The following is a 19,991-nucleotide window of genomic DNA, read 5'->3' as shown; positions in this document are numbered from 1 at the left end:
CACCGGTGGCCGCTACCGCTCGCCCGTACAGGGCGGATTGACGAACAGGGCATCAGCCACGGCGAACGCGCCCAGCAGTGACGCGACGCCGATCGACGCCTGGGCCGACAGGTCCAACAGGTGACCGACCAGCATCGAGACGACGAATACCGACGGGATCACTGCGAGTATCAGGTCGTATCTGGTCATCGCAGCAAATAGCGAGCAGTCACTCCAGCGATTCTCCACAGCGTCGACAGCGTTGTCACTAGTAGCCATGGTCGATGCACCTCCTCACGATACTGTTTGTGAAATTCGATATTAAATATTTCGACGGGATAGTCGAACGAACATATCTGACGAATTCTCAAAACACACAGAATAACTAACCATAGTATAGGAAAATAATACGAGAATATTTTCAAGGGTACTGTGGGTGGATCTGACGATACGAACGTCGCGAAACGGGGCGAGAATAGCGTCTCAGGGAGTCTCGTGGGTCGCGTTATTCTTCGTCGACGACCTCGATCCCGCGGTTGTTGACCGCCGACGGATTGAGGCCGACCTCTTCGAGGAACTGCTTGTACTCACGTTCGCACTTCTCGGCTTTCTGCTGGCGCTCGGACGCCCGATCACACAGCGCGACCAGGTCCTCGGGAACGTCGTTGGAGTAGACGATCCAGTGGTTGATGAGGTCCGACAGGCGACGGATGGGTGAGGTGAAGTGGCCGTAGATCTCGAAGTTCAGCGCGTGGTGGCCGCCGAAGGGGTCGTTCATGTACTTCGCCCGCGGCATGACCTTCATCACGGCCCACTGGATCTTGTCCAGTTGTCGACCCGGGGCCTGCTCTAAGGTGGCGTTGACGGCCTTCCGGGGGTCGTCCCAGGCGCTCCCGGGGATCGAGACACCGTCGAGGTCCTGGATCTCGGTGAGGGCTTCGTCCCACTCCTCGGGCGCGGGCTGGGGATGGACACGATACATCGCTTCGACGCCGCGGTCCCACATGAGTTCGTGCGTGACGGCCTTGTTGGCCTTGAGCATGCACTCCTCGATGATCGTGTGGGCGCGGTCGCGCTTGGGATTCAGCACGAGCGAGCCGTCCTCTTTGCGCTGTTCGTGCATCGAGTCGGCCAGCTCCCACACTGCCGAGAGCTCGTCGTGCAGCGGGGCGTCCGGATCGTCCAGACGGTTCTCGGCCTGGGTGTAGGTCAGGCGTTCGTCGCTCTGGATGACGGATTTGTAGATCTCGATGTTCTCGTAGCCCAGGTTGTCGGGGTCGAGGTGCATCTCGACGGTGTGGGCGAGTCGATCCTCGTTGGGCACGAGCGAGCAGACCGTCTCGGCGAGGATCGGCGGCAGCATGTGGATCGTGTAGGCGGGCAGATAGACGGTGTTCCCGCGCTCGACGGCTTCCTTCCACATCGCGGTTTCGGGATTGACGTAGTGGGTGACGTCGGCGATGTGGACCCAGAGGACGATCTCGTCGTCGCGAACGTCGATCGAGATGGCGTCGTCGAAGTCCTGGGCGTCGATCGGGTCGACGGTAAAGGCAGTCTTCTCCCGGAGGTCGGTGCGTTCGTCGACCTCGCTCTGGATCTCCGCTTGGACGTCAGTCGTCCGCTCTTCTGCTTCCTCCAGTACTTCGGGCGGGAAGGCGTCGCGGATGTCGAACTTCTCGAACAGCTCTTCGCGTTTGTTTTCGAGATGTCGCTCCAGCTCCTCGTCGATCTCGACGGGTCCCTGGCCTTCGGCGGTCCCGGCCTCGGCTTGCGCGCTCGCGTCGTCGGTCATGCAGAGGCGTACGCCCACCCCGTAGGTAGGCGTTTCGACAGGCCTACCGGCTCACCCGGAAGTTCGATAGAGTCATCGCTCGGCCTCGTCGGCCGTCGCCGTCTCCAGAAACTGCGTCAGGAACGTTTCGCGGTCGGCATCGCCGGCCTCACACTCGACCAGCGCCGCTTCCAGCCCCTGGCGTGGCTGGTGACAGAGGTCTCGATGGCAGGGTTTACAGAGGTATTCGAACTCCTTTTCGGCCCGTTCCCACCGGTTTCCGTACTTGTCGTACTCGCGGGCGTCCGTCCGGTCGACCGCCTCGCCACAGGCCGGACAGGTCGCCGACGAATCCTCGCCACGACGGGAGCCGAACATGGACGTTCCTATCGAGCGGATCTACATAGGTGTTTCCGGCACCCGACTAGCCTGTTTAAGTATGGCCGGCCAGGCCAAGCAGGCCAAACGGTCGATTTATCCACGCCGCGAGCGAGCGTGCAGGTATGAACGTCAAGTCCCGTCATCACCTCCGTGCGGACGCGATCGACGAGATCACCGACAGCGTCGCCGAAACGCTGGGCGTCGAAATCGACGCCGACACTTTCGAGAAAGTCGAGTTCGAGGACAGCAACTGGGAGGTCGTCCTCGTCGACGGCGAGCCCGCTGTGCTGTACGTAGAGGACGAACCATTCCTCACGGTCAAGGGCGCGAACGAGTATCCGCCCGAGCGTAACGTCGTCACCGTCGACGCGGGTGCAATCTCGTTCGTCTCCGACGGTGCGGACGTGATGCGACCCGGGATCGTCGAGGCCGACGACTCCATCGAAGCCGGCGACCTGGTCACCATCGCCGAGGAGAACCACGGCAAAGTGCTGGCGATCGGCCGCGCCCGCGTCGAGGGCTCGGCGATGCTCGGCGACGAAGGGAAAGTCGTCGATTCGATCCACCACGTGGGGGACGAACTGTACGAGTTCGCGGTCTGATTGGCTGGTACCCTGCAGGCAGAATACCTCGAATATTTCGTCTCTGACTTTTGAAGGTAAATTTACCTTCGAGCGAAATCGATACTTGAATACTACCCCTGGGTGTGGCAGTAGATTTATATTTCACGACGAGAATCACGTTGTGTGACACTTGTTCGGCGACTTCTCGATTCACGCCCGATCGTGCTCGTCGTCGGGCCAGGCGAGGTGGACCGGGTGCAGTACCTCGGCACGGCCCTCGGTGAGTCTGTCGTTCAGGGGGTGGACTCGGCGGCGGTCGTCGAGCGAGCCAACGAGCTGGGTGTCGCGTGTGTCGTGATCGACCGGGCCGAGACCGAAGACTGGGACGGACTGATCGACCGGCTGATCGCCGTGTCGGACCCGCCGTCGGTCGTCCTCGTCGTCGACGAACCCGACCGAGCGGCGGTCGAGGCGACACACGTCGACGCGGATTGCGGGCCTGTCTTCCTCGCGCTAGCCGAGCAAGCCCTGGAGTCAGTCGTCGAGACGGCTGTCGAGCGCTATCTCGACTGCCAGGCTGACGCGCTGAAACGCGCGGCTCTCGAATCGTTCTTCCAGGGGACCGATCAGACGATGTTTCTGAAAGATCGTACGGGGACGTATCTGCAGTACGCACCTGGCGAGGAACGAGCCGATCTGTCCGATGTCGTGGGGCAGACAGATACCGATCTCCGCGACCACGACGGGTTCGGTGAGCACTGGTTGGAACTGGATCGGCAGGTGCTGGATTCCGGTGAACCGGAGTGTCGAACTATCGTCGAGCCCGATAGCACTGATCGCCGGTACGAGTCGACGCTCGTCCCCTGGACCGGCGCGACTGGGCCGCCGCTCGGTGTCGTCGGTTCGCGAACGGAGATCAGCGACGTGCGTGCCCAGGAGGAGCGACTCGAGCGCGAGCGCGAACGGCTCGAACAACTGTCGCGGTATCTGTCTCACGACCTGAAGAATCCGCTGATCGTCGCGGATGGCTATCTCGATCTCGCGAAATCCGAGGGCGACGAGGCGGCTCTCGAGCGCGTCGAGGACGCCCTCGGTCGCATGAGTGAGTTGATCGACGACCTCTCGCTCATGGCGCAGAACCGGAGCGAGATCGACGCGACCGTCCCGCAGGCAGACCTCTCGGCGGTCGTGGCCAGGACGTGGGAGCCGCTGGCCCGTGAGGAGACCGCTGTCGAGCTCGAACTCGCGGTTCCCGAGGGAACGCTCGTCGACGCACGTGCTGCGTCGCTCCGACCACTTCTGGAAAATCTGTTCAAGAACGCGCTCGTCCACGGACGAGCCGACGAGCAGACACCGCTCACGGTGACGGTCGGCCTTCTCGACGGCGGCTTCTACGTCGCTGACGACGGCCCGGGAATCCCGGACTCGGAGCGCCAACAGGTGTTCACAGAGGGATACAGTTCCGAAGACGGACGAACGGGGGACGGACTGACGATCGTGCAGGATATCGTCGACGCCAACGACTGGGGGATATCGATCACTGACAGCGACGGCGACGGCGCGCAGTTCGAGATCACGAACTGTCTGCTCGTGCCCGAGCCTGACCGCACACTTCCGGCAGCCGCGTCGCTCACGCTCGACCAGACCGTCGACGTCGGCACGGTGACCGTCCTGGGGTCTGTCAGTACTGACGCCAGTCGCGTCACCGTCACTGCCGAGGGGCGCGACATCTGGCAGGACCACAACGATTTCACGTTTCACTGTGCCGCCGTCGAAGGGCCGGTTCGTATCCAGGCCCAAATTCCGACGATCGACGCCTCCGAACCGTTCAGCAAAGCCGGACTCATGGTCCGTGACGAACTCGATGCCGAGAGCGGCCACGCCTATATCGGGCGCAACGCCGACCACGTGATCGAACTCCTCCACCAGCCGACGGCCACGGACATGACGACAGGACATCAGCTCACGGTCAGCGACGACACCCAACGCACTGTCCGACTCGACCGCGAGGGCGACCTGGTGACACGCTTCCTCAGCGGCCCCGATGGCGAGTGGCAACCGATCGATCAGCGTCGGATCGATCTCGAAGACACCGTCTACGTCGGGCTGGCGGCCTGTTCGACCGTCCCGGGTGAGACGAGCACGGCGACGTTCGAAGACATCGTCGTCGAGCGTCTCGAAGTCGAGTAACGAACCTCCAGCACTCGCTCACTCTGTGTCCAGTTCGTCCTCGTCGTAGGCGTCTTCGTAGCGTTCCAGCGCCATCTCGAAGCCGCGCTTTGCCTGCTGGTAGGTCTCCCGCAAGTCTTCGATCGGCGTCTCGGTCGCGTCCACTCGCAGGTCGTCGTAGTAGGGATCGATCGCCCGGTCTTCTGTCGAGCAGACCAACAGCGCCGCGCTCTGGACGGGCAACTCCTCGCGTTTGTCCCCTCCCTCGGCGTTACCCGCAGCCAGCGCCTCGATCAGTCGATCAGCGAGCGGGCGCTCGACGTCCTCGGCTGGGTCGGCTGGCGGGGAAGCCTCCTCGTAGGCCGCGGCGGTCGCTTCGATCACCGACTCGCCGGTGAGGAGGTTCCCGGCGACGGTGTAGTTCTCACCCATGATGTCGCCGAACCAGGGTTTGCATTCCTCGCCCGAGAAGGCGAATTCTCCATTCCGATCGACGCCGTGGAGCTGGCGTTGAGCGCTGCCGTCGTCGGCGTTCAGCAGTGCGTCGAGTGCGTCCGCGACGGCGAGCCCGTCGTCGAGGTACTCGACTCCTTTGCGCCCCAACTCCACGTTGACCAGACTCTGGGTGGCGACGGCGCCGTTCTCGCTGGCGAACGGACAGAGCGTCCCGACCCCGGGGAGTCGGGTCGTCACGGCGACACCGAAGCGGATCTGTTCGTCACCCTCCTCGTCCAGATAACGTTCGCGGACGCAGATGCTGAACGTCATGCGCGAGCCTTCGCCCGTCGGTCACCTTACTCTACCGCTGCTCGGGGACCAGACAGTAGGCGTGACCGGGCTGTTCGAGGACCGTCTCGGTGTCGTCGTTCCAGTATCCGGAGATATCGGCGCGTTCGGCGTAGTAGATCTTCCCGTCGTGGGGGACGGGCTCGCTGGTGACGTGCCCACGATTCTGGACGCGCCAGCGCGTCTCGCCGGTCGCTTTCTCCAGGGCGTAGAGGTGGGTGTCGTACGAACCCACCAGCACGCAGTCGCTCGTGACGGTGAGCGATCCCAGGACTGTGCCGCCGACGTAGCGTGACCAGACTTCCTCGCCGGTGTCGGTGTCCAGTGCATAGACGTAGCCGTCCCCGCTGCCGACGTACACCGTCCCACTGTCGGGGTCGATCCCCGGGTTGGACATGACGATGCCGCCCGTCTCGAAGGTCCACTCCTCGCGGCCGTCTTCGAGCGCGAGGCTGTAGACGTGGTTGTCCCACGAACCGACGAAGGTACTCCCCTCGTAGACCGGTGGGGTACCCTTGACCTCGCCGCCGGTCTCGAAGCGCCACTGGAAGTCCATCGAGGGGAACTCCCAGGCGTAGACGACGCCGTCGTTCGAGCCTGCGACGAGGCGTTCGTCCACGGGTGAGATCGCTGGCGAAGGGTGCGGCATGCCTCCGATATCGAGGTCGTCGCTCCAGACTGGCTTGCCCGTGTGGGCGTTGGCGATCCACAGCGCACCCCTGTTCGGGTCGAGATACTCCGCCATGAAGTAGAGGTAGCCGTCCCAGTAGGCGGGACTGGAGCCGATCGCGGTCGGCCAGCCCATCGACGAGTTGTGGAGCACCCACTCGCGGCTGCCGGTCGCGACGTCGAGCGCGTAGAGGTCGCCGTCGTAGCCGCCGACGTAGGCCGTTCCGTCGACGATGGTGGGTGTGCTGTGGATGCCCAGGTGGGTCGCGTCGGTCTGGGTCGTCCAGCCGTGTCGGCCCATCGTCGAGACGCCGTGGACCTCGCCGGTGTCGGCCGCGACCACCACTGTGTCCTCGCCCGGTGCGGGCCGGGGACTGGATTTGGCGGCCGTGTGGCCGATGTAGTTGACCGGCAGCGACCACTGTTTGCTGACGGCTCCGGGGACCGTTGCCTCGGGATAGTAGCCCAACCGCCGCAACCCGTGGCGGAACATCGAGATGTCGACGTCGTGGGGATAGGTCTCGTCGTAGGGCAACTGCTCGGGATAGAACCCGTTCTGAGAGAGATCGTAGTGGCCGCGGCCACCGGGGAGGGTGATACAGCCTGTCGCGCCGACGACGCCGGTCGCGACGCCCGCGAGGACCGACCGGCGGTCGATCCGTCGACGCGAACTGGGTTCGGAGGGGCCGTCCATCTCGTCGGCGGCTACGTGGCCGGTCCATTTGAGCGTATGGGAGTCTGCTTGCGACCGGCACGCGCGGGTGCGTCTGACGTAAAGCCTATTGGGGCAGGCCACGCTTCCATGCATATGGGTCTCATGAGCAAAATCCTGGGGGAATCAGGTTCCTCCCGACGGACCGAGGACTACGTCGAACTCACGGCCGAGGACTTCGACGCGACCGCACCGGAAGCCGACACTACCGTGCGGATCGCACGCATCGGCGATCAGGCAGACGTCATCGAGATCAAAGACGCCGTCTACGACGGCGATATCGTCATCGCGGATATCACGCGACACACGACGAAAGATCAGACGATGGAACACATCACGGACGAACTCAAACAGGTCGCTCGCGAGGTCGGTGGCGACATCGTCCAGAAAGACGACGATCAGCTCATTATCACGCCGTCGGGCGTCGCGATCAGCCGCGAACGGCTCGGGCGATAGCCGCCGTCAGACGCATCGTGATCAGACGTCGTCGACTTCGTCCGGCTCGTCTTCGACGGACCGTTTCATCGAGTCACGACGGGCTTTGGCGTCACGTCCGGTCGCTTCGAGCAGGAAGTCGTTCTTGATCGAGACGGCCTCTTCGGCGGCCTCGACGTCGCCCGAGGCGATGACTTCCTCGGCGGGTCGTTCTTCGATGTCGAGCGCGAGTTTGTCCTTCTTGCCGCTATATTCGACTGTCCCGACAGTGACGCGCTTGAAGACGGCGTTATCCGGGTCCTCGATCACGTAGAGGTCGCTGCTTTTGTACTCTTCAGTCCCGGTGATCGGGCCGAAGTAGTCCTCCACTGTGGCTTCCATGTCCGGGATGCGGTCGGAGAGATGCTCGCCCCTCCGCATCTTGTACTCTCGCATAAGATGGCGTTGTTCGGGCGACGGTATACCCTTTTCGCGTTCGCGCCGCACACGCCACTCATTGGTGTTGCTCGTCGCCCTCCGTCACCGCTCGATTTTCGAGACTCCTCGCTCTGCTCGGCGTCTCGCGGGTCGTTCCTCCCCGCTCGCTTCTTCGAGGACTCCCTGCGGTCGTCCTCGCTACTCGCGAGTCACTGCGTTCTTCGCTCGATTTTCGAGACTCCTCGCTCTGCTCGGAGTCTCGCTACTCTCGAACTTGCACCAACGTCTCCTTGTGACACTCGGGACAGAAATCCCCCTCTCGCAGCGACGATGACTCGACCGGCGTCGAGAACCCACACCCCTCACAGACGAACGACCCTTCGGGGACCGTGACCGCGCCGGGACCCGCAGAATCAGGCTCGCCCGCGGCGTCGATCTCCTCCTCGGAGGGCCACTCGTTGGTCTGGGGCTGTGGCGTCGACTCTTCCGCTTCGTCCTCGCTGTCGATGAACTCCGCGTCGGTCTTCTCCTCGTCGACCGTCTCCTCGGTGTCGTCGTACCCGAACTGGTTGAAATCCTCGTCGGTCGGTTCGCCACCCTCGTCGGCCTCCTGGGGCCACTGGCCGGGTTCGCGCTCCGGCTCGTCTTCCTCGTCTTCGTCGTCCAGAATCTCGGCGTCGTCGGTCACCGGCGGCTCCTCCTCGACCAGTTCGTCGTCTGTCGCCGGATCGTCGACTTTCTCGGTTGCCGACTCCGCAGCTGGTGGCTCCGCTGTTTCGACTGCCTCGGCGTCTGCCTCCGCGGTGGCCTCGGCCTCGGCGATCGTCGGCGCCGCGCTGGCGTGGTCGGCTGGCTCGGCGGATTCGTCGTCGGCGTCGACGTCGTCCGGTGTCTCGAGCGTGGTCACTTCCTTGTTCTCCGAGACGACGCGTCGCTCGCCACAGCGGGTACACGTCTGGAGTTCACGGATCGTGCTGACCACCTCGCTCCCCTGTTCTTCACGCTCGCGCTCGACTTCCGTCTCGCCGAACGCGTGCCCGAAGAGCGAACACTTGATACCCATTGTGGTATGGTGGCTGCCTTCGGACCATAAGCCTACTGTTTGGGGTGGGGGACAAGCACAAGACATCTGCGTCCAAACGAGCGAGTATGCAAGCCAAGCCGGAGTACCGCGACCGCGACGACGCGGAGGTGGCGGTGCTCGACGCCCTCGCCGACAGGGGTGACGAAGGAATGACGATCTTCGAGCTTCGCTCGCACGTCGATCAGGATATCGATAGCCTCGAATCGGCGCTCGCGGAACTCAAATCGGACGACCTCATCACCGTCGACGATGCCGACGAACGCACCGTCATCATCCCCGACGAGGACGTCATCGGCCCCGACCAGCCCGACGACGACTCCCTCTTCGACCAGCTCCGCCGAAAGTTCCCGTTTTAGCTCGCTTCTCAGGCCGTCGCCGCGCAGTTGTTCGGCCCGAGTTCCAGTTCGAGCGCGTCCTCGGTCTGCGTCTGCTGGCCGAGGTTGATCGCAATCAGTCGCTCGTAGTTGGCCGGCCGCGGCGGCAGATCCGCGAGGATCCGCTCGACGAACGCCGCTTCGGTCGTCTCGAACGTCCACAACTCCCCCCGTAATTCGCCCAGGGTCGCGCTGTAGGTCCCGTCTGTGGCCTGCTCGGCCGCCTCGCTGTAGTGGCCCGGCGCGACGAGCACATCGTCGGGGAGGAGTCCGAATTGCTCGGTCAGTGTGACGTAGAGTTCGTGGGCCAGGTCGGCCGCGCCCGCGTCCTCGCGTTCGAGGTCCGGCCGGGCGACGCTCTCGACGAAGAGACTGTCGCCCGACAGCAAGACGCCGTCGACAACCAGTGCCGTCATCCCCGTCGTATGTCCGGGTGCGGCCATGGCTTCGACCGTCGCATCGCCCACTGTGAGTGTCTCGCCGTCGGTGATCGTCTCGGTCTCGAACGCGACACCACGCTCGCGGGCCTCGGGTGACATCAGTGGGTTCGCACCAGTCTCTGCGGCCAGTTCCCGGAGGCCGCTGACGTGGTCGGCGTGGACGTGCGTGTCGATCACGCACTCGATTTCGGCGTCGAATCCGGTGGCGTCGGCGACGTAGCGATCCGTGAACGCCGCGAGCGGGTCGACGACTGCGGCCTCGCCGTCGCTGACGATGAGATAGGCGAGACAGCCGCTGGAGGGCCGGCGGTACTGGACGATCCGCACGCCCTGGGTTTCCAGTTCCGTCCCGACGTAGAGGTCGGCCCACCCCTCCATGCCCTCGGCGAGGTTCTGTGCGTCGTGGCCCGCCTCGGTCAGGAAGTCGGCGACTTCCGCGCTGGCGCGCCCCTCCGCGCAGACGACGGTGATCGGTCCTTCGCCATCGATTTCGCCCACGAGGCCGTCGACCGTCCCGATGGCTTTGGCTTGCAGGACCTTCGATCGCGGCAGGAACGTGAACGTGACCGAGTCGCCGGTGATCTGCCACTGTTCGACCGCGGTACGGTCGCGGATGTCCAGAATTCGGACCGGCTCGCCGGCCTCGATACGGTCGTAGAGTTCCCGCGGAGTGATCGCGGGCGTCTGGTCGGTCATATGGGATTGTAGCACGCCAACCCGAATAAACGGTGAGGCGTCGGCGGTGGCGGAACGTGATGGGGTCGGGAGTACGTTCAAGCCGCTGGCGTCCCGCGTAGGGATATGGACTCGATCGAGGACCGCGTCCGCGCGCAGGCAGCGACCGAACTCGAACGGCTCGGCTCCGATCGCGGACTGATCGCACTGACCGACGCCGACCTCTCGGCAGAGACGATCCGCTCACGACTCGCGGGCGCCCTCGCTGGTGTCGGGACCGTCTACGAGGGGTGGGCCAGCGAAGACGAGACCTTCGCGACGGCGGCCGAGTCGGCTCACGAGCTGGCCGCGACCGCAGCCGCTGGCGACGACGTCGAGCCTGCAACCGACCACCCGCTCGTCAGCACGCTCGGAGACGTCGAGGGGCGGCCAGCGCGTGTCGGAGCCGGATTGATCGGCGTGCCGCTCGTGGTCGACGGCTGGGCGCTCCAGGGTGTGAGCTTCTTCGTCAACGAGGCCGACGAGACCGCAGCCGACGACTGCCGTGAGATCCGGGCCGGTCTCGACGACCTGCTCGCGGCGGGCGAAGACGCCGTCTCCGAGAGCGAAGGCGAGGCTGCCGCCGACGCGGCGCTCGATCTGATCGCCGTCGCCTACGAGGACTACGTCGAGACGCTGGCCGACATGGGTCTGGATCCGAAGACGGTGTGCTAATTTTAGTAGGAGGCAGCGATAGTCGAGGTATGCGCGTCGTTTCACTGCTGCCCTCCGCGACCGAGATCTGTTACGCCCTTGGAGTCGAACCCGTCGGCGTCTCCCACGAGTGTGACTACCCGCCGGCAGCCCGATCCAGGCCGGCCGTCAACGACGTTCGGATCGATCCCGACACCGACAGCGCCGCGATCAACGAACAGGTCGCGGCCGTCGAACAGGGCGAGGGAATCTACGAGATCGACGCCGATCTCCTCGACGATATCGACCCCGACGTCGTGATCACACAGGGGCTGTGTGACGTCTGTGCCGTCGACCAGATCCTCGTCGCCGACGTGCTCGACGCCCGGGGGATCGACGCCGAGATCGTCACGACCGACACCCACTCGCTGGCCGACCTGTATGAGGACGTCCGGCAGATCGGCGCGGCGACCGGCCGCGAGGACCGCGCCGCCGAAGTGGTAGCCGACCTACAATCGCGAATCGAGGCACTTCGAAACCGCGTCGCGGCGATCGAGGAGCAACCCAGCGTCGCGGTCTTCGACTGGATGGACCCCGTGATGGTCGCCGGCCACTGGGTCCCCGAACTCGTCGCGGCGGCGGGCGGCCGCTATCCTCTGATGGAGACGGGCGAACACTCCCGGCCCTGGGAGTGGGACGAGATTCGCGAGGCGGACCCGGACGTGATCGTCGTTTCCCCTTGTGGGTTCGACCTAGACCAGACCCGCGAGAATCTCGCCGACCTCACCGACCGGCCGGGCTGGCAAGATTTGACGGCCGTCCAGAACGACTGCGTCTATCTGCTCGACGGCCATCACTTCGTGAATCGGCCCGGGCCACGGCTCGTCGAGACAGCCGAACACCTCGCCGGACTCCTCTATCCCGACGAGTTCGAGAGGCCGCCCGAAGACGTCACTGTCCCGCTCACGAAAACGGCCGCGAGAGAGTAATCCGGTGAGTTACGTCAGCGCAGCCACGCCGACGTAGACGTTGTTCACCACGATCAGCGACCCTAGCCCAAGGATGCTGAGGAACCACGCGCGCCAGCCGGGCACGCTCTCGACGAACTCCTGGCAGGTGAGCAGGAGGCCGCCCGCCACGGCAACGACGCCCGCCTTCAGGACGAGCAATAGCGCTGGGTCGTGTGCCAGCAGGGCTTTGATCCACGGATTCGCTTCGCCCTGGATCGACCCTGTCGCCTCGATAGCCCACAGCGTCGAGAGGGCGTCGCCGACGCCCCAGACGACGACCAGCGCTGCCACGAGTGCTGCATAGCTGGGGAGTCTGAGTGTGGGTTTCGGAGCCGAGAACTGGCGGACGGACATCGGTGATATGCTACAAAAAAGCGAAAGATTTCATATAAGCTTCGTGGCCCGATTCCCAGAATCGATAACTGACTACTCCGCAGGGATTCCACAGCGATCGGCGTAGGTCACGTCGTGGACCGACTCGATGTCGGGATTCTCACTGCAGACCGGGCAATTGGGATTTGCTCGGATCGGGACCGACTCGACGTCCATCCGGCTGGCGTCGACACACCAGAGCCGGCCGGAAAGAGAGTCGCCGTGGTCGAGCAGGAGCTTGATCGTCTCGGTGGCCTGGACCGTTCCGATCATTCCGGGGACGACGCCGAGGACGCCGGCGGTCGCGCAGTCCGGGATCGCACCCTCCGGTGGGGCTTCGGGAAACAGACAGCGGTAACAGGGCGAATCGGGACCGCGCTCGAACGTCGAGACCTGTCCCTCGAAGCGATAGACTGCGCCGTGAGAGACCGGGATATCGGCGAGGGCGCAGGCGTCGTTGATGAGATAGCGCGCCTGGAAGTTGTCGGTGGCGTCGACGACGACGTCGTAGCCGTCGACGAGGTCCATGACCGTCTCCGGACCGATGCGAATTTCGTGGGTCTCGACGTCGACGTCTGGATTCAGGTCGGCGACGAACTCGGCAGCGCTGGCGACTTTCGGGCGATCGATGTCGCGCTCGCCGTGGATCACCTGGCGCTGGAGATTCGAGCGCTCGACGACGTCGTCGTCGGCGATACCCAGTCGGCCGACGCCCGCGGCAGCGAGGTACTGAATCACTGGCGACCCCAGGCCGCCGGCACCGACGACGAGGACGCTGGCGTCTAGCAGTGCCGCCTGTCCATCGGGGCCGACGTCGTCGAGGATGATGTGTCGGGAGTACCGATCGAGCTGGGTCTGGTCGAGCCCGAGTGCCATGCCACTCTCTTCGCGGCGCGAGCGAATAAGCGCCCGGAAACGGAGCGGGAGAATTATGTTCCTCACTATTGTACCTGCTCGTATGGACTGTTCCCGGTGCGGGGGCGAGCTGGAAACGTACTCGCTGGGTGAGAAGGAGGCCTACGTGTGCACCGACTGCGGATTCGCCGACACACCGGTCGAGCACGAGGCGACAAAACGGCCGGAGCCGGAACCCTGGGCAGCCGCGTTGAAGCGCTTCCACGAGAAGTTCGTCGAAGGTGACGCCGCCATCGTCGGCTCGGGCGAGACTGCCGCGCTCGTCGAGATCGATCGCGATCAATCCGCGGACGAAGCGGTACCACCAACAGACGACGTGGACGAGAAGGCCGTAGCAGGGGAGTCTGACGAGAAAGACGTCGCGGCCGACGAGAACGGAAGGCCAGACGAGGCAGTGCAAGATGACGACGTCGATGACGCCTCGGAGGACGTCGGCGAAGAGCGCGAGAAGCCAGCCTGATCTCTGCGATCGTTACTCCATACAGACGCGTCACTGCTGAGCGTGGCGCACGGAAAAAACGGTCTGGGTTTCGGAGTGAAAACGGCGAGTGCCGCTAGTCCTCGGCTTCGACGGCTTCGGCTTCCTCTTCGTCTGCCTCTTGCTGGGGCTGCTCTTCGTCCGAGCGAGCGGCCACGAGGCCACCGCGTGCGACGGAGTACATCGGCTCGTCGGCGTGGGAGACGCCGCTGATCGAGAACGGAATGTTGGCCTCTTCGAGGTGTCGCTCGAACAGCTTGGTGAAGCCTTTCGGCGAGGAGGTCCCGCCGGTGACGACGACCGGAACGTCCAGTCCTTCTTCAACGTCCTCCTCGTCGACCTCACGCTGGATGTTCTCGATGACGTAGTCCAGCAGGTTCTCGTAGTAGATCGACAGGGCACCCTCGACGCCGCCGACGTCGGTGGTGAAGTCCAGCTCGAAGTCCTCCTCTTTGATCGAGGTGACCTTGTCGACGGGCGTGCCCGTGGCCTGGGCGGCCTGCTCGTCGACCCAGTCGCCACCACGGGCGACCGAGAACTTCATGACTGGCACGGCGTAGTAGGCCAGACAGACGTTGGTCATCCCGGCACCGAAGCTGATCCCGAGCCCGGTGAAGTCGTTGTCTGCAAGTTCGGAATAGATGACGGACATCCCCTCGTTGATGGGTTCGGCGTCGTAGCCCATGTCGTCGAGGAAGCTCTCGATGGTTTTCTGGTGATACAGCGTCGAGAGGTCCGAGTCGATCGGGTCGGCCGGCGTCGAGAAGTAGATCTTCTCGTTGGGGTGGCTCGGCGAGCCGACGACCTGCTCGATGATGAGTTTCATCATCGGGATCGCGGACTTCTCGTCCGAGGAGAGGATCCCGTGTTTCATCGGACGTCGTGTCTCCTTGTTGAAAATATTCGCGAAGTTCAGGGCGTCGTCCCCGACGACGTAGACCTTGTCGTCCTTACGGATGTGGAGTACGTCCGAACGGCTAAGCATCTGCTCGGCCATGTCCGAATATTCGATCTCGACGAACGAGTTCCGCTGCTGAACGAAGACGGTCTCGTTGCCTTCCTGCTGTGCCGAAATGATGTTCATGGTGCCGACGTCTAGTCCTTTCGCCATGTTCTCTGCATCTAAGGGTGGTGTAATAAATCTATTTGAAAGGGGATAAATAGATAATTACTGTAAATTTATCGTGGCTGATTTCGCCCCTTTCAGTGCCGGAAACGGCCAATCTACGAGATGCGCAATAGACGTTTCAGACGCTCGATAATGCCGCCCCCTCCAACTGATTTCGTAGCGGTTGCCGTCTTGGCTTTTTCCTGGTCTTCTTTTCGCTTCTGCCGGAGCTCGTTGAGTTTGGTCGTCTGGTCGTCGACCGTCGAGGTGGACGTCGCAGTCTTGTTCTCGCCACCTTTCATCGCTTTCAGGCCCTGGACCTGGTCGTCGGTCGTTGAGGAGCTGGTGACCTTCTTCGCTTCGACTTGCATGCCTGAGAAGTCGTAGCCTTCTTCTTCGAGATCGAAGGTCAGCGAGGTCCCCTCGTGTTTCTCGACGCCACCCCAGGTGATGTCGACGTCGTTCATCGCGTCCTCGATGTCCCGCCGGATCTCCTCGTCGCTGTAGGATTCGGTGGGCTCGGGCTCTTCCATCGGCTCGATGTCCGCCGGCCCGGGTTTGGCGCGCTCGATCTGGTGAGCGACCAGCGCCACCCCGGTCGAGACGAGCACGAGCGCCATCCCGACGGCGTAGGAGACGACGACGTGGGCGGTGTATTGGGCACCCTCAACGTTGAAGTTGTAGGGATAGAGGATCGCAAACCCGATGACGGCGACGAAGGTGATCGCCGTCCCTGCCGCGCCGGCGTAGATCGCCCGGTTGTCGACTGGCAACAACACCAGAATCCCCAGCAGCAGCGTCGGGACGGCCATCATCCCCATCCCGAACGAAATTTCGCGGAACAGCCAGAACGGATCGCTCTCGAAGGCGAACAGCGAGGCGCCGATGAACAGGACCAGCGCCAGCCCGGCGAGCGCGATTCCGCCGAAGAACAGGCCGAACCCCAGGTAGACGTCGATTCGGTCGTCTGGCTCCCCGATGTACTGTCGATACAGGTCGAACAGCACGTTGTCCGGAAGGTCCTCGCCCTCCGGGCTGTCGTCGTCGCTCATTAAACTGACTTTCCCGCCCCTCTGTAATTATTGTTCCCCCACCTGTCTATTGACGGGTAGTCAAATGTTGCGTATGTTTCTGCGGCGAGAATATTTCACAGGAGGGGCGGCGGTAGCCTCTTCGCCCCCGTGGATTTGTCATCCTCGTCGGTGGAGGACTAACCGACTGCCGGAGCCATTCCAACACCTTTGTATCGGGCCGAACCTGAACGACGGGTATGACAGCGCAGGTCGTCGTCCTCGGCTCCGGGTACGCGGGTGCAGGAGCCATCAACAGCCTGGAAGCCGAGCTGGGCGACGAGGCCGATATTACGTGGATCTCGGACGTCGACTACCATCTCGTCCTTCACGAAGTTCACCGCTGTATCAAAGACCCAAGCGTGCAGGAGCAGATTACCGTCCCCGTCGACGCGATCAAATCCGCGGACACACGCTTCCTCCAGGGGACCGTCACGGACGTCGACACCGACACACGCACGGTCGTCCTCGAAGACGATCGGACTGTCGACTACGACTACCTGCTGATCGGGATCGGCTCTCGGACGGCCTTCTTCGGGATCGAGGGTCTCCGCGAGCACGCCCACACCCTCAAGAGTCTCGACGACGCACTGGCCATCCACGACGCCGTCACCGAGGCCGGCCGCGAGGCGACGAAATCCGATCCCGCCGAAGTCGTCGTCGGCGGGGCCGGGCTCTCGGGGATCCAGGTCGCCGGCGAGGTCGCGGAGTACCGCGAGAAGGCGCGTGCCCCCATCGACATCACGCTCGTCGAAGGGCTGGACAACATCCTTCCCGAGAGCGATCCCGAACTGCAGGGCGCACTCAGGAGCCGTCTGGAAGCCCGGGACGTCCAGATCGAGACTGGCGAGTTCATCGGCGAGGTCGACGCCGAGAAAATCTACGTCGGCGACGACGCGGAGATGTCCTACGACGTCCTCGTCTGGACCGGCGGGATCACCGGTCGCGAGGCCATGCAACACGTCGCCCTCGACAAGGACGAGCGGTCCAATCGCGTCCGCGCGGAGACGACCTTCCAGACCGACGACGAGCGCGTGTTCGCCATCGGCGACGCCGCGCTGGTCGACCAGAACGGCGAACCAGCGCCGCCGACCGCCCAGGCCGCCTGGCAGGCCGCCGAACTCGTCGGTGAGAACATCGCCCGACAGATGCGCGGCCAGCCGTTGAAGCCCTGGAAATTCAAAGACAAAGGGACGGCCATCTCCATCGGTGAGGAGGCTGTCGCCCACGACGTCATGCTGCTGCCCATCTCGACGTTCGGTGGCCTGCCCGCCAAACTCTTGAAGAAGGCCATCGCCGCGCGCTGGATCGCCGACGTCTCCTCGATCCGCCGGGCGCTGCGAGCCTGGCCCGATATGTAGGCGCCTCCCGGCTGGACTGTTCGCGTATAAAAACGCTCGCGAGTCGGCCGTCGACACTGCTTCTCCCGGCTGGACTGTTCGCGCACGAGAGCGCTCACGAGTCGGCCGTCGACAGTTGGGCGGTCGGCACTTGCAGCCGACCGTCGACACCTTACGTCTCCCGGCTGGACTGGCCACGCATAAACGCGTGGCCGTGTCGGCCGTCGACACCTTACGTCTCCCGGCTGGACTGTTCGCGTATAAAAACGCTCACGAGCCGACCGTCGACATCAATTCAGGTCGTGAGACTTATTCCGCCTCACGCGTACCCGTAGGTATGGACCTGCGGGTCATCGAGAAAGACGAGAACGCGCTCTCTATCGAGATTGCTGGTGAGGATCACACGTTCATGAACGTACTCAAAGGCGCGCTGCTGGAGACCGACGGCGTCGCCGCCGCGACCTACGACATGAACCCCGAACAGTCCGGGGGCCAGACCGACCCCGTGCTGACGATCAAGACCGAGGAGGGGACGGACGCACTGGACGCGCTGGAAGACGGCACGGATCGCGTCATCGAGAAGACCGACGCGCTGAGCGAGGCCTACGAGGCCGCGGTCTGACAGAACGCCACGGTCACGAACACGCGCCCGTCTGGGCCAGCGTGGGCGTCGATGCCGACGTTTTCGAGTCGGTAGGTCTGTTCTCCAGTCTCGGCCGTTCGAATCGATTCGAGTGTTGGTGTAAACTCACGCGCAACTGCGTCGGCAGTGTCTCCATCGTTGACGGGTTCGCGCGTCTGCAGTGGTAGGTATCCCAGTCGTCCAGAACAACTGACGTCGAACTGACGGAGTTGATCGTCGCTGATTCTGCCATCGGTGTCAGTGTAGGCGCTCTTGACGGTCCGCTGGTTGACGTACGTCGCTATCGCGTCGAGTCCGCCGGCCCGCCCGATTCGCGGTGTCCGGTCGACGTTCAGTTCACCGAAGACCGACGTCTCGACGTCGGCCAGCGAGACGTCGCCGACTGCCGTTTCGTTGCCCGGCACGTTCTCGACGGTCGGCGGCCCCTGTGGGGTGAGCCCCGGGACGTTGATCACGCCGAGGAAGCCGAGGACGCCCACCGTGACGAGCGCGACGATGACCAGGGCCGCGCTGACTTCGAGCCGGCCGACGAGATCGAAGTAGCTCGCTGTACTGCCGGGATCAAACTCGTCGTAATCGAGGGGTTCCTTCTCGAATTTCGCGTTGCCACACCGACTACAGGGCGGGTTGTTGCGCTGGTGGTGGCGACCGCACTCGGTGCAGGCCCAGACGAACTGTTCGTGGTCTTCGTCGGCGCTGGCGGTGGGGACGACTGCTCGCTCGAACTTGTGATGGCCGCAGTTGTCACACGGCGGGTCGTTTTTCTCGTGGGGTTTGCCACACTGCGGACAGCGCCACTTCACGACTCAGGTTCGGGGCTGGGCTGTAATAAGCGGGCCGACATCTTCTCGCTCGAATGCGAATCGCGTGTGCTATTGGTTGCTATCGGCGTGTCCTGGTTGGGGACGTGCAGGCTATCGGGAATGTCTTCGCTGTGATCTTGCACAGTGAATTCGTCGGCAACGGCGTCCCCGCACAGCACCGCAACGGCCACAGACCTCCCCAGCCGATTCGTTCGGTCGTTTCACTCCCTTACTCATCCCTCGCGCGACGCCACCTCGCGGCCACTGGCACGCTCGCTGGCGCGCGCCACCGCTGAATCGTAGTTCTTCGTTTAGAGCCGCACCGGCACGCCGCGCTCGTCGAGATACTCCTTGACGCGCGAGATCGAGTACTCCTCGAAGTGGAAGATCGAGGCCGCGAGGCCGGCGTCCGCGCCAGCTTCAGTGAAGACCTCGTACATGTCTTCGGGGCCGCCACAGCCCGAGGAGGCGATCACGGGCGTCGAGACGGTGTCACAGACAGCTTTGGTCAGCGGGATGTCGTAGCCGTCTTTGGTCCCGTCGGCGTCGATTGAGTTGACGAACAGCTCGCCCGCACCCCGATCTTCGGCTTCCTGGACCCACTCGACGACGTCGAGGCCGGTGCCTTCGCGTCCGCCTTTGACCGTGCACTCGAACCAGCAGGACTCGCCGTCGACCTCGGCGTAGTACTCGCCCTGTTCGTCGAAGCGGCGCTTGGCGTCGACGCTGATGACGATACACTGGCTGCCGAACGCTCGCGCACCCTCGTCGATGAGGTCGGGTTCGGCGATAGCCCCGGAGTTGATCGACACCTTGTCCGCGCCCGCCCGGAGGGTTTCTTTGATGTCTTCGCGAGTTCGAATGCCGCCCCCGACAGTCAGGGGGATGAAGACCTCGTCGGCGACGGACTCGACGGTATCGAGCATGGTCTCTCGCCCCTCCGCGGAGGCGGTAATGTCCAGGAAGACGAACTCGTCGGCCCCCGCGCGATTGTAGCGTTTGGCCATCTCGACGGGGTCGCCCGTGTATTCGAGGTCTTCGAAGTTGACCCCCGTGTACACCGCTGCGTTCCCCTCGTCGTCCAGGTCGACGTCGATACAGGGGATGATCCGTTTGGTGAGCATC

23 protein-coding genes are annotated in these 19,991 nt (G+C 63.7%); 9 read left to right on the top strand and 14 right to left on the bottom strand.

Going from position 1 to position 19,991, the window contains the following annotated elements; all coding sequences use genetic code 11:
• Nucleotides 1-12 precede the first annotated feature (12 nt).
• From DV733_RS02780 to DV733_RS02770, 3 genes are all read right to left on the bottom strand, one after another.
• Nucleotides 13-258: a hypothetical protein gene (locus DV733_RS02780; protein ID WP_049993672.1), complete on the bottom strand. Its 246-nt coding sequence runs from the start codon at nt 256-258 to the stop codon at nt 13-15.
• A 226-nt stretch (nt 259-484) separates the two neighbouring features.
• Nucleotides 485-1,771 carry an RNB domain-containing ribonuclease gene (locus DV733_RS02775; RefSeq protein ID WP_049993671.1) on the bottom strand — a complete coding sequence of 429 codons (1,287 nt, stop codon included), beginning with the start codon at nt 1,769-1,771 and terminating at the stop codon, nt 485-487.
• Between the two features lie 72 nt (nt 1,772-1,843).
• Nucleotides 1,844-2,128 (bottom strand): DUF7562 family protein, encoded by a 285-nt coding sequence (locus DV733_RS02770; RefSeq protein ID WP_049993670.1) that lies wholly within the window; start codon nt 2,126-2,128, stop codon nt 1,844-1,846.
• 125 nt (nt 2,129-2,253) lie between these two features.
• On the opposite strand from DV733_RS02770, the gene DV733_RS02765 reads away from it, so the two are divergent.
• Together DV733_RS02765 and DV733_RS02760 are read left to right on the top strand one after the other, a co-directional pair.
• Nucleotides 2,254-2,733, top strand: coding sequence for an RNA-binding protein (locus DV733_RS02765; protein ID WP_049993669.1), 480 nt, complete (start codon nt 2,254-2,256; stop codon nt 2,731-2,733).
• Nucleotides 2,734-2,877: 144 nt separating this feature from the next.
• A complete protein-coding gene (locus DV733_RS02760; RefSeq protein ID WP_049993668.1) occupies nt 2,878-4,884 on the top strand; it encodes an ATP-binding protein in 2,007 nt (668 codons plus the stop codon).
• Nucleotides 4,885-4,902: 18 nt separating this feature from the next.
• On the opposite strand, the gene DV733_RS02755 is transcribed toward DV733_RS02760, so the two are convergent.
• Nucleotides 4,903-5,631 carry a DUF1028 domain-containing protein gene (locus DV733_RS02755; RefSeq protein ID WP_049993667.1) on the bottom strand — a complete coding sequence of 243 codons (729 nt, stop codon included), beginning with the start codon at nt 5,629-5,631 and terminating at the stop codon, nt 4,903-4,905.
• A 31-nt stretch (nt 5,632-5,662) separates the two neighbouring features.
• Complete coding sequence (locus tag DV733_RS02750; protein WP_049993666.1) at nt 5,663-7,012, bottom strand: outer membrane protein assembly factor BamB family protein; 1,350 nt, start codon at nt 7,010-7,012, stop codon at nt 5,663-5,665.
• Nucleotides 7,013-7,126: 114 nt separating this feature from the next.
• Here DV733_RS02750 and DV733_RS02745 point away from each other — a divergent pair, with 114 nt between their 5' ends.
• Nucleotides 7,127-7,486 carry a cell division protein SepF gene (locus DV733_RS02745; RefSeq protein ID WP_049993665.1) on the top strand — a complete coding sequence of 120 codons (360 nt, stop codon included), beginning with the start codon at nt 7,127-7,129 and terminating at the stop codon, nt 7,484-7,486.
• Between the two features lie 21 nt (nt 7,487-7,507).
• On the opposite strand, the gene DV733_RS02740 is transcribed toward DV733_RS02745, so the two are convergent.
• Both DV733_RS02740 and DV733_RS02735 read right to left on the bottom strand, forming a co-directional pair.
• Nucleotides 7,508-7,900 (bottom strand): DUF5611 family protein, encoded by a 393-nt coding sequence (locus tag DV733_RS02740; RefSeq protein ID WP_049993664.1) that lies wholly within the window; start codon nt 7,898-7,900, stop codon nt 7,508-7,510.
• A 244-nt stretch (nt 7,901-8,144) separates the two neighbouring features.
• Nucleotides 8,145-8,945 carry a DUF7093 family protein gene (locus DV733_RS02735; protein ID WP_049993663.1) on the bottom strand — a complete coding sequence of 267 codons (801 nt, stop codon included), beginning with the start codon at nt 8,943-8,945 and terminating at the stop codon, nt 8,145-8,147.
• Nucleotides 8,946-9,031: 86 nt separating this feature from the next.
• Here DV733_RS02735 and DV733_RS02730 point away from each other — a divergent pair, with 86 nt between their 5' ends.
• Nucleotides 9,032-9,322, top strand: a complete 291-nt coding sequence (locus DV733_RS02730) for a DUF6432 family protein (protein WP_049993662.1) — start codon at nt 9,032-9,034, stop codon at nt 9,320-9,322.
• Nucleotides 9,323-9,330: 8 nt separating this feature from the next.
• Here the strand turns inward: DV733_RS02730 and DV733_RS02725 are convergent, their stop codons facing one another.
• On the bottom strand, nt 9,331-10,476 hold the full coding sequence (locus tag DV733_RS02725; protein WP_049993661.1) for an MBL fold metallo-hydrolase: 1,146 nt from the start codon (nt 10,474-10,476) through the stop codon (nt 9,331-9,333).
• A 105-nt stretch (nt 10,477-10,581) separates the two neighbouring features.
• Between DV733_RS02725 and DV733_RS02720 the strand changes: the two genes are divergently transcribed.
• Together DV733_RS02720 and DV733_RS02715 are read left to right on the top strand one after the other, a co-directional pair.
• Nucleotides 10,582-11,169 (top strand): hypothetical protein, encoded by a 588-nt coding sequence (locus DV733_RS02720; protein WP_049993660.1) that lies wholly within the window; start codon nt 10,582-10,584, stop codon nt 11,167-11,169.
• 29 nt (nt 11,170-11,198) lie between these two features.
• Entirely contained in the window at nt 11,199-12,116 is a 918-nt protein-coding gene (locus DV733_RS02715; RefSeq protein ID WP_049993659.1) for a cobalamin-binding protein, read from the top strand.
• A gap of 9 nt (nt 12,117-12,125) precedes the next feature.
• Here the strand turns inward: DV733_RS02715 and DV733_RS02710 are convergent, their stop codons facing one another.
• Together DV733_RS02710 and ubaA are read right to left on the bottom strand one after the other, a co-directional pair.
• Nucleotides 12,126-12,491 (bottom strand): DUF5658 family protein, encoded by a 366-nt coding sequence (locus tag DV733_RS02710; RefSeq protein WP_049993658.1) that lies wholly within the window; start codon nt 12,489-12,491, stop codon nt 12,126-12,128.
• 72 nt (nt 12,492-12,563) lie between these two features.
• Nucleotides 12,564-13,385: an SAMP-activating enzyme E1 gene (gene ubaA, locus DV733_RS02705; protein ID WP_049993657.1), complete on the bottom strand. Its 822-nt coding sequence runs from the start codon at nt 13,383-13,385 to the stop codon at nt 12,564-12,566.
• 82 nt (nt 13,386-13,467) lie between these two features.
• Here ubaA and DV733_RS17440 point away from each other — a divergent pair, with 82 nt between their 5' ends.
• Complete coding sequence (locus tag DV733_RS17440) at nt 13,468-13,884, top strand: zf-TFIIB domain-containing protein (RefSeq protein WP_049993656.1); 417 nt, start codon at nt 13,468-13,470, stop codon at nt 13,882-13,884.
• A gap of 94 nt (nt 13,885-13,978) precedes the next feature.
• Here DV733_RS17440 and DV733_RS02695 read toward each other — a convergent pair whose 3' ends face one another.
• Both DV733_RS02695 and DV733_RS02690 read right to left on the bottom strand, forming a co-directional pair.
• Nucleotides 13,979-15,013: a cell division protein FtsA gene (locus DV733_RS02695; RefSeq protein WP_049993655.1), complete on the bottom strand. Its 1,035-nt coding sequence runs from the start codon at nt 15,011-15,013 to the stop codon at nt 13,979-13,981.
• A 113-nt stretch (nt 15,014-15,126) separates the two neighbouring features.
• Nucleotides 15,127-16,062: a DUF7139 domain-containing protein gene (locus DV733_RS02690; protein ID WP_049993654.1), complete on the bottom strand. Its 936-nt coding sequence runs from the start codon at nt 16,060-16,062 to the stop codon at nt 15,127-15,129.
• Between the two features lie 218 nt (nt 16,063-16,280).
• Between DV733_RS02690 and DV733_RS02685 the strand changes: the two genes are divergently transcribed.
• Together DV733_RS02685 and DV733_RS02680 are read left to right on the top strand one after the other, a co-directional pair.
• Nucleotides 16,281-17,441 carry an NAD(P)/FAD-dependent oxidoreductase gene (locus DV733_RS02685; protein ID WP_049993653.1) on the top strand — a complete coding sequence of 387 codons (1,161 nt, stop codon included), beginning with the start codon at nt 16,281-16,283 and terminating at the stop codon, nt 17,439-17,441.
• 316 nt (nt 17,442-17,757) lie between these two features.
• Nucleotides 17,758-18,042, top strand: a complete 285-nt coding sequence (locus DV733_RS02680; protein WP_049993652.1) for a DNA-directed RNA polymerase subunit L — start codon at nt 17,758-17,760, stop codon at nt 18,040-18,042.
• On the opposite strand, the gene DV733_RS02675 is transcribed toward DV733_RS02680, so the two are convergent.
• Nucleotides 18,024-18,866, bottom strand: coding sequence for a zinc ribbon domain-containing protein (locus DV733_RS02675; RefSeq protein ID WP_049993651.1), 843 nt, complete (start codon nt 18,864-18,866; stop codon nt 18,024-18,026). The two genes, DV733_RS02680 and DV733_RS02675, sit on opposite strands and share 19 nt — an antisense overlap.
• Nucleotides 18,867-19,177: 311 nt before the next feature.
• Nucleotides 19,178-19,990, bottom strand: coding sequence for an imidazole glycerol phosphate synthase subunit HisF (gene hisF, locus DV733_RS02670; protein ID WP_049993650.1), 813 nt, complete (start codon nt 19,988-19,990; stop codon nt 19,178-19,180).
• Between the last annotated feature and the right edge of the window lies 1 nt (nt 19,991).

Origin of the sequence: Halapricum salinum (assembly GCF_004799665.1) — an archaeon.
GTDB lineage: Archaea > Halobacteriota > Halobacteria > Halobacteriales > Haloarculaceae > Halapricum > Halapricum salinum.
The sequence above is the reverse complement of the archived record's forward strand: the minus strand, read 5'-3'. Positions and strand labels throughout refer to the sequence as shown.

Excerpts from the sequence above, each read along its gene's own strand:
- DV733_RS02780 (WP_049993672.1), bottom strand. The coding sequence starts at position 258 with ATGGCTACTAGTGACAACGCTGTCGACGCTGTGGAGAATCGCTGGAGT.
- DV733_RS02775 (WP_049993671.1), bottom strand. The coding sequence starts at position 1,771 with ATGACCGACGACGCGAGCGCGCAAGCCGAGGCCGGGACCGCCGAAGGC.
- DV733_RS02770 (WP_049993670.1), bottom strand. The coding sequence starts at position 2,128 with ATGTTCGGCTCCCGTCGTGGCGAGGATTCGTCGGCGACCTGTCCGGCC.
- DV733_RS02765 (WP_049993669.1), top strand. The coding sequence starts at position 2,254 with ATGAACGTCAAGTCCCGTCATCACCTCCGTGCGGACGCGATCGACGAG.
- DV733_RS02755 (WP_049993667.1), bottom strand. The coding sequence starts at position 5,631 with ATGACGTTCAGCATCTGCGTCCGCGAACGTTATCTGGACGAGGAGGGT.
- DV733_RS02750 (WP_049993666.1), bottom strand. The coding sequence starts at position 7,012 with ATGGACGGCCCCTCCGAACCCAGTTCGCGTCGACGGATCGACCGCCGG.
- DV733_RS02745 (WP_049993665.1), top strand. The coding sequence starts at position 7,127 with ATGGGTCTCATGAGCAAAATCCTGGGGGAATCAGGTTCCTCCCGACGG.
- DV733_RS02740 (WP_049993664.1), bottom strand. The coding sequence starts at position 7,900 with ATGCGAGAGTACAAGATGCGGAGGGGCGAGCATCTCTCCGACCGCATC.
- DV733_RS02735 (WP_049993663.1), bottom strand. The coding sequence starts at position 8,945 with ATGGGTATCAAGTGTTCGCTCTTCGGGCACGCGTTCGGCGAGACGGAA.
- DV733_RS02730 (WP_049993662.1), top strand. The coding sequence starts at position 9,032 with ATGCAAGCCAAGCCGGAGTACCGCGACCGCGACGACGCGGAGGTGGCG.
- DV733_RS02725 (WP_049993661.1), bottom strand. The coding sequence starts at position 10,476 with ATGACCGACCAGACGCCCGCGATCACTCCGCGGGAACTCTACGACCGT.
- DV733_RS02720 (WP_049993660.1), top strand. The coding sequence starts at position 10,582 with ATGGACTCGATCGAGGACCGCGTCCGCGCGCAGGCAGCGACCGAACTC.
- DV733_RS02715 (WP_049993659.1), top strand. The coding sequence starts at position 11,199 with ATGCGCGTCGTTTCACTGCTGCCCTCCGCGACCGAGATCTGTTACGCC.
- DV733_RS02710 (WP_049993658.1), bottom strand. The coding sequence starts at position 12,491 with ATGTCCGTCCGCCAGTTCTCGGCTCCGAAACCCACACTCAGACTCCCC.
- ubaA (WP_049993657.1), bottom strand. The coding sequence starts at position 13,385 with ATGGCACTCGGGCTCGACCAGACCCAGCTCGATCGGTACTCCCGACAC.
- DV733_RS17440 (WP_049993656.1), top strand. The coding sequence starts at position 13,468 with ATGGACTGTTCCCGGTGCGGGGGCGAGCTGGAAACGTACTCGCTGGGT.
- DV733_RS02695 (WP_049993655.1), bottom strand. The coding sequence starts at position 15,013 with ATGGCGAAAGGACTAGACGTCGGCACCATGAACATCATTTCGGCACAG.
- DV733_RS02690 (WP_049993654.1), bottom strand. The coding sequence starts at position 16,062 with ATGAGCGACGACGACAGCCCGGAGGGCGAGGACCTTCCGGACAACGTG.
- DV733_RS02685 (WP_049993653.1), top strand. The coding sequence starts at position 16,281 with ATGACAGCGCAGGTCGTCGTCCTCGGCTCCGGGTACGCGGGTGCAGGA.
- DV733_RS02680 (WP_049993652.1), top strand. The coding sequence starts at position 17,758 with ATGGACCTGCGGGTCATCGAGAAAGACGAGAACGCGCTCTCTATCGAG.
- hisF (WP_049993650.1), bottom strand. The coding sequence starts at position 19,990 with ATGCTCACCAAACGGATCATCCCCTGTATCGACGTCGACCTGGACGAC.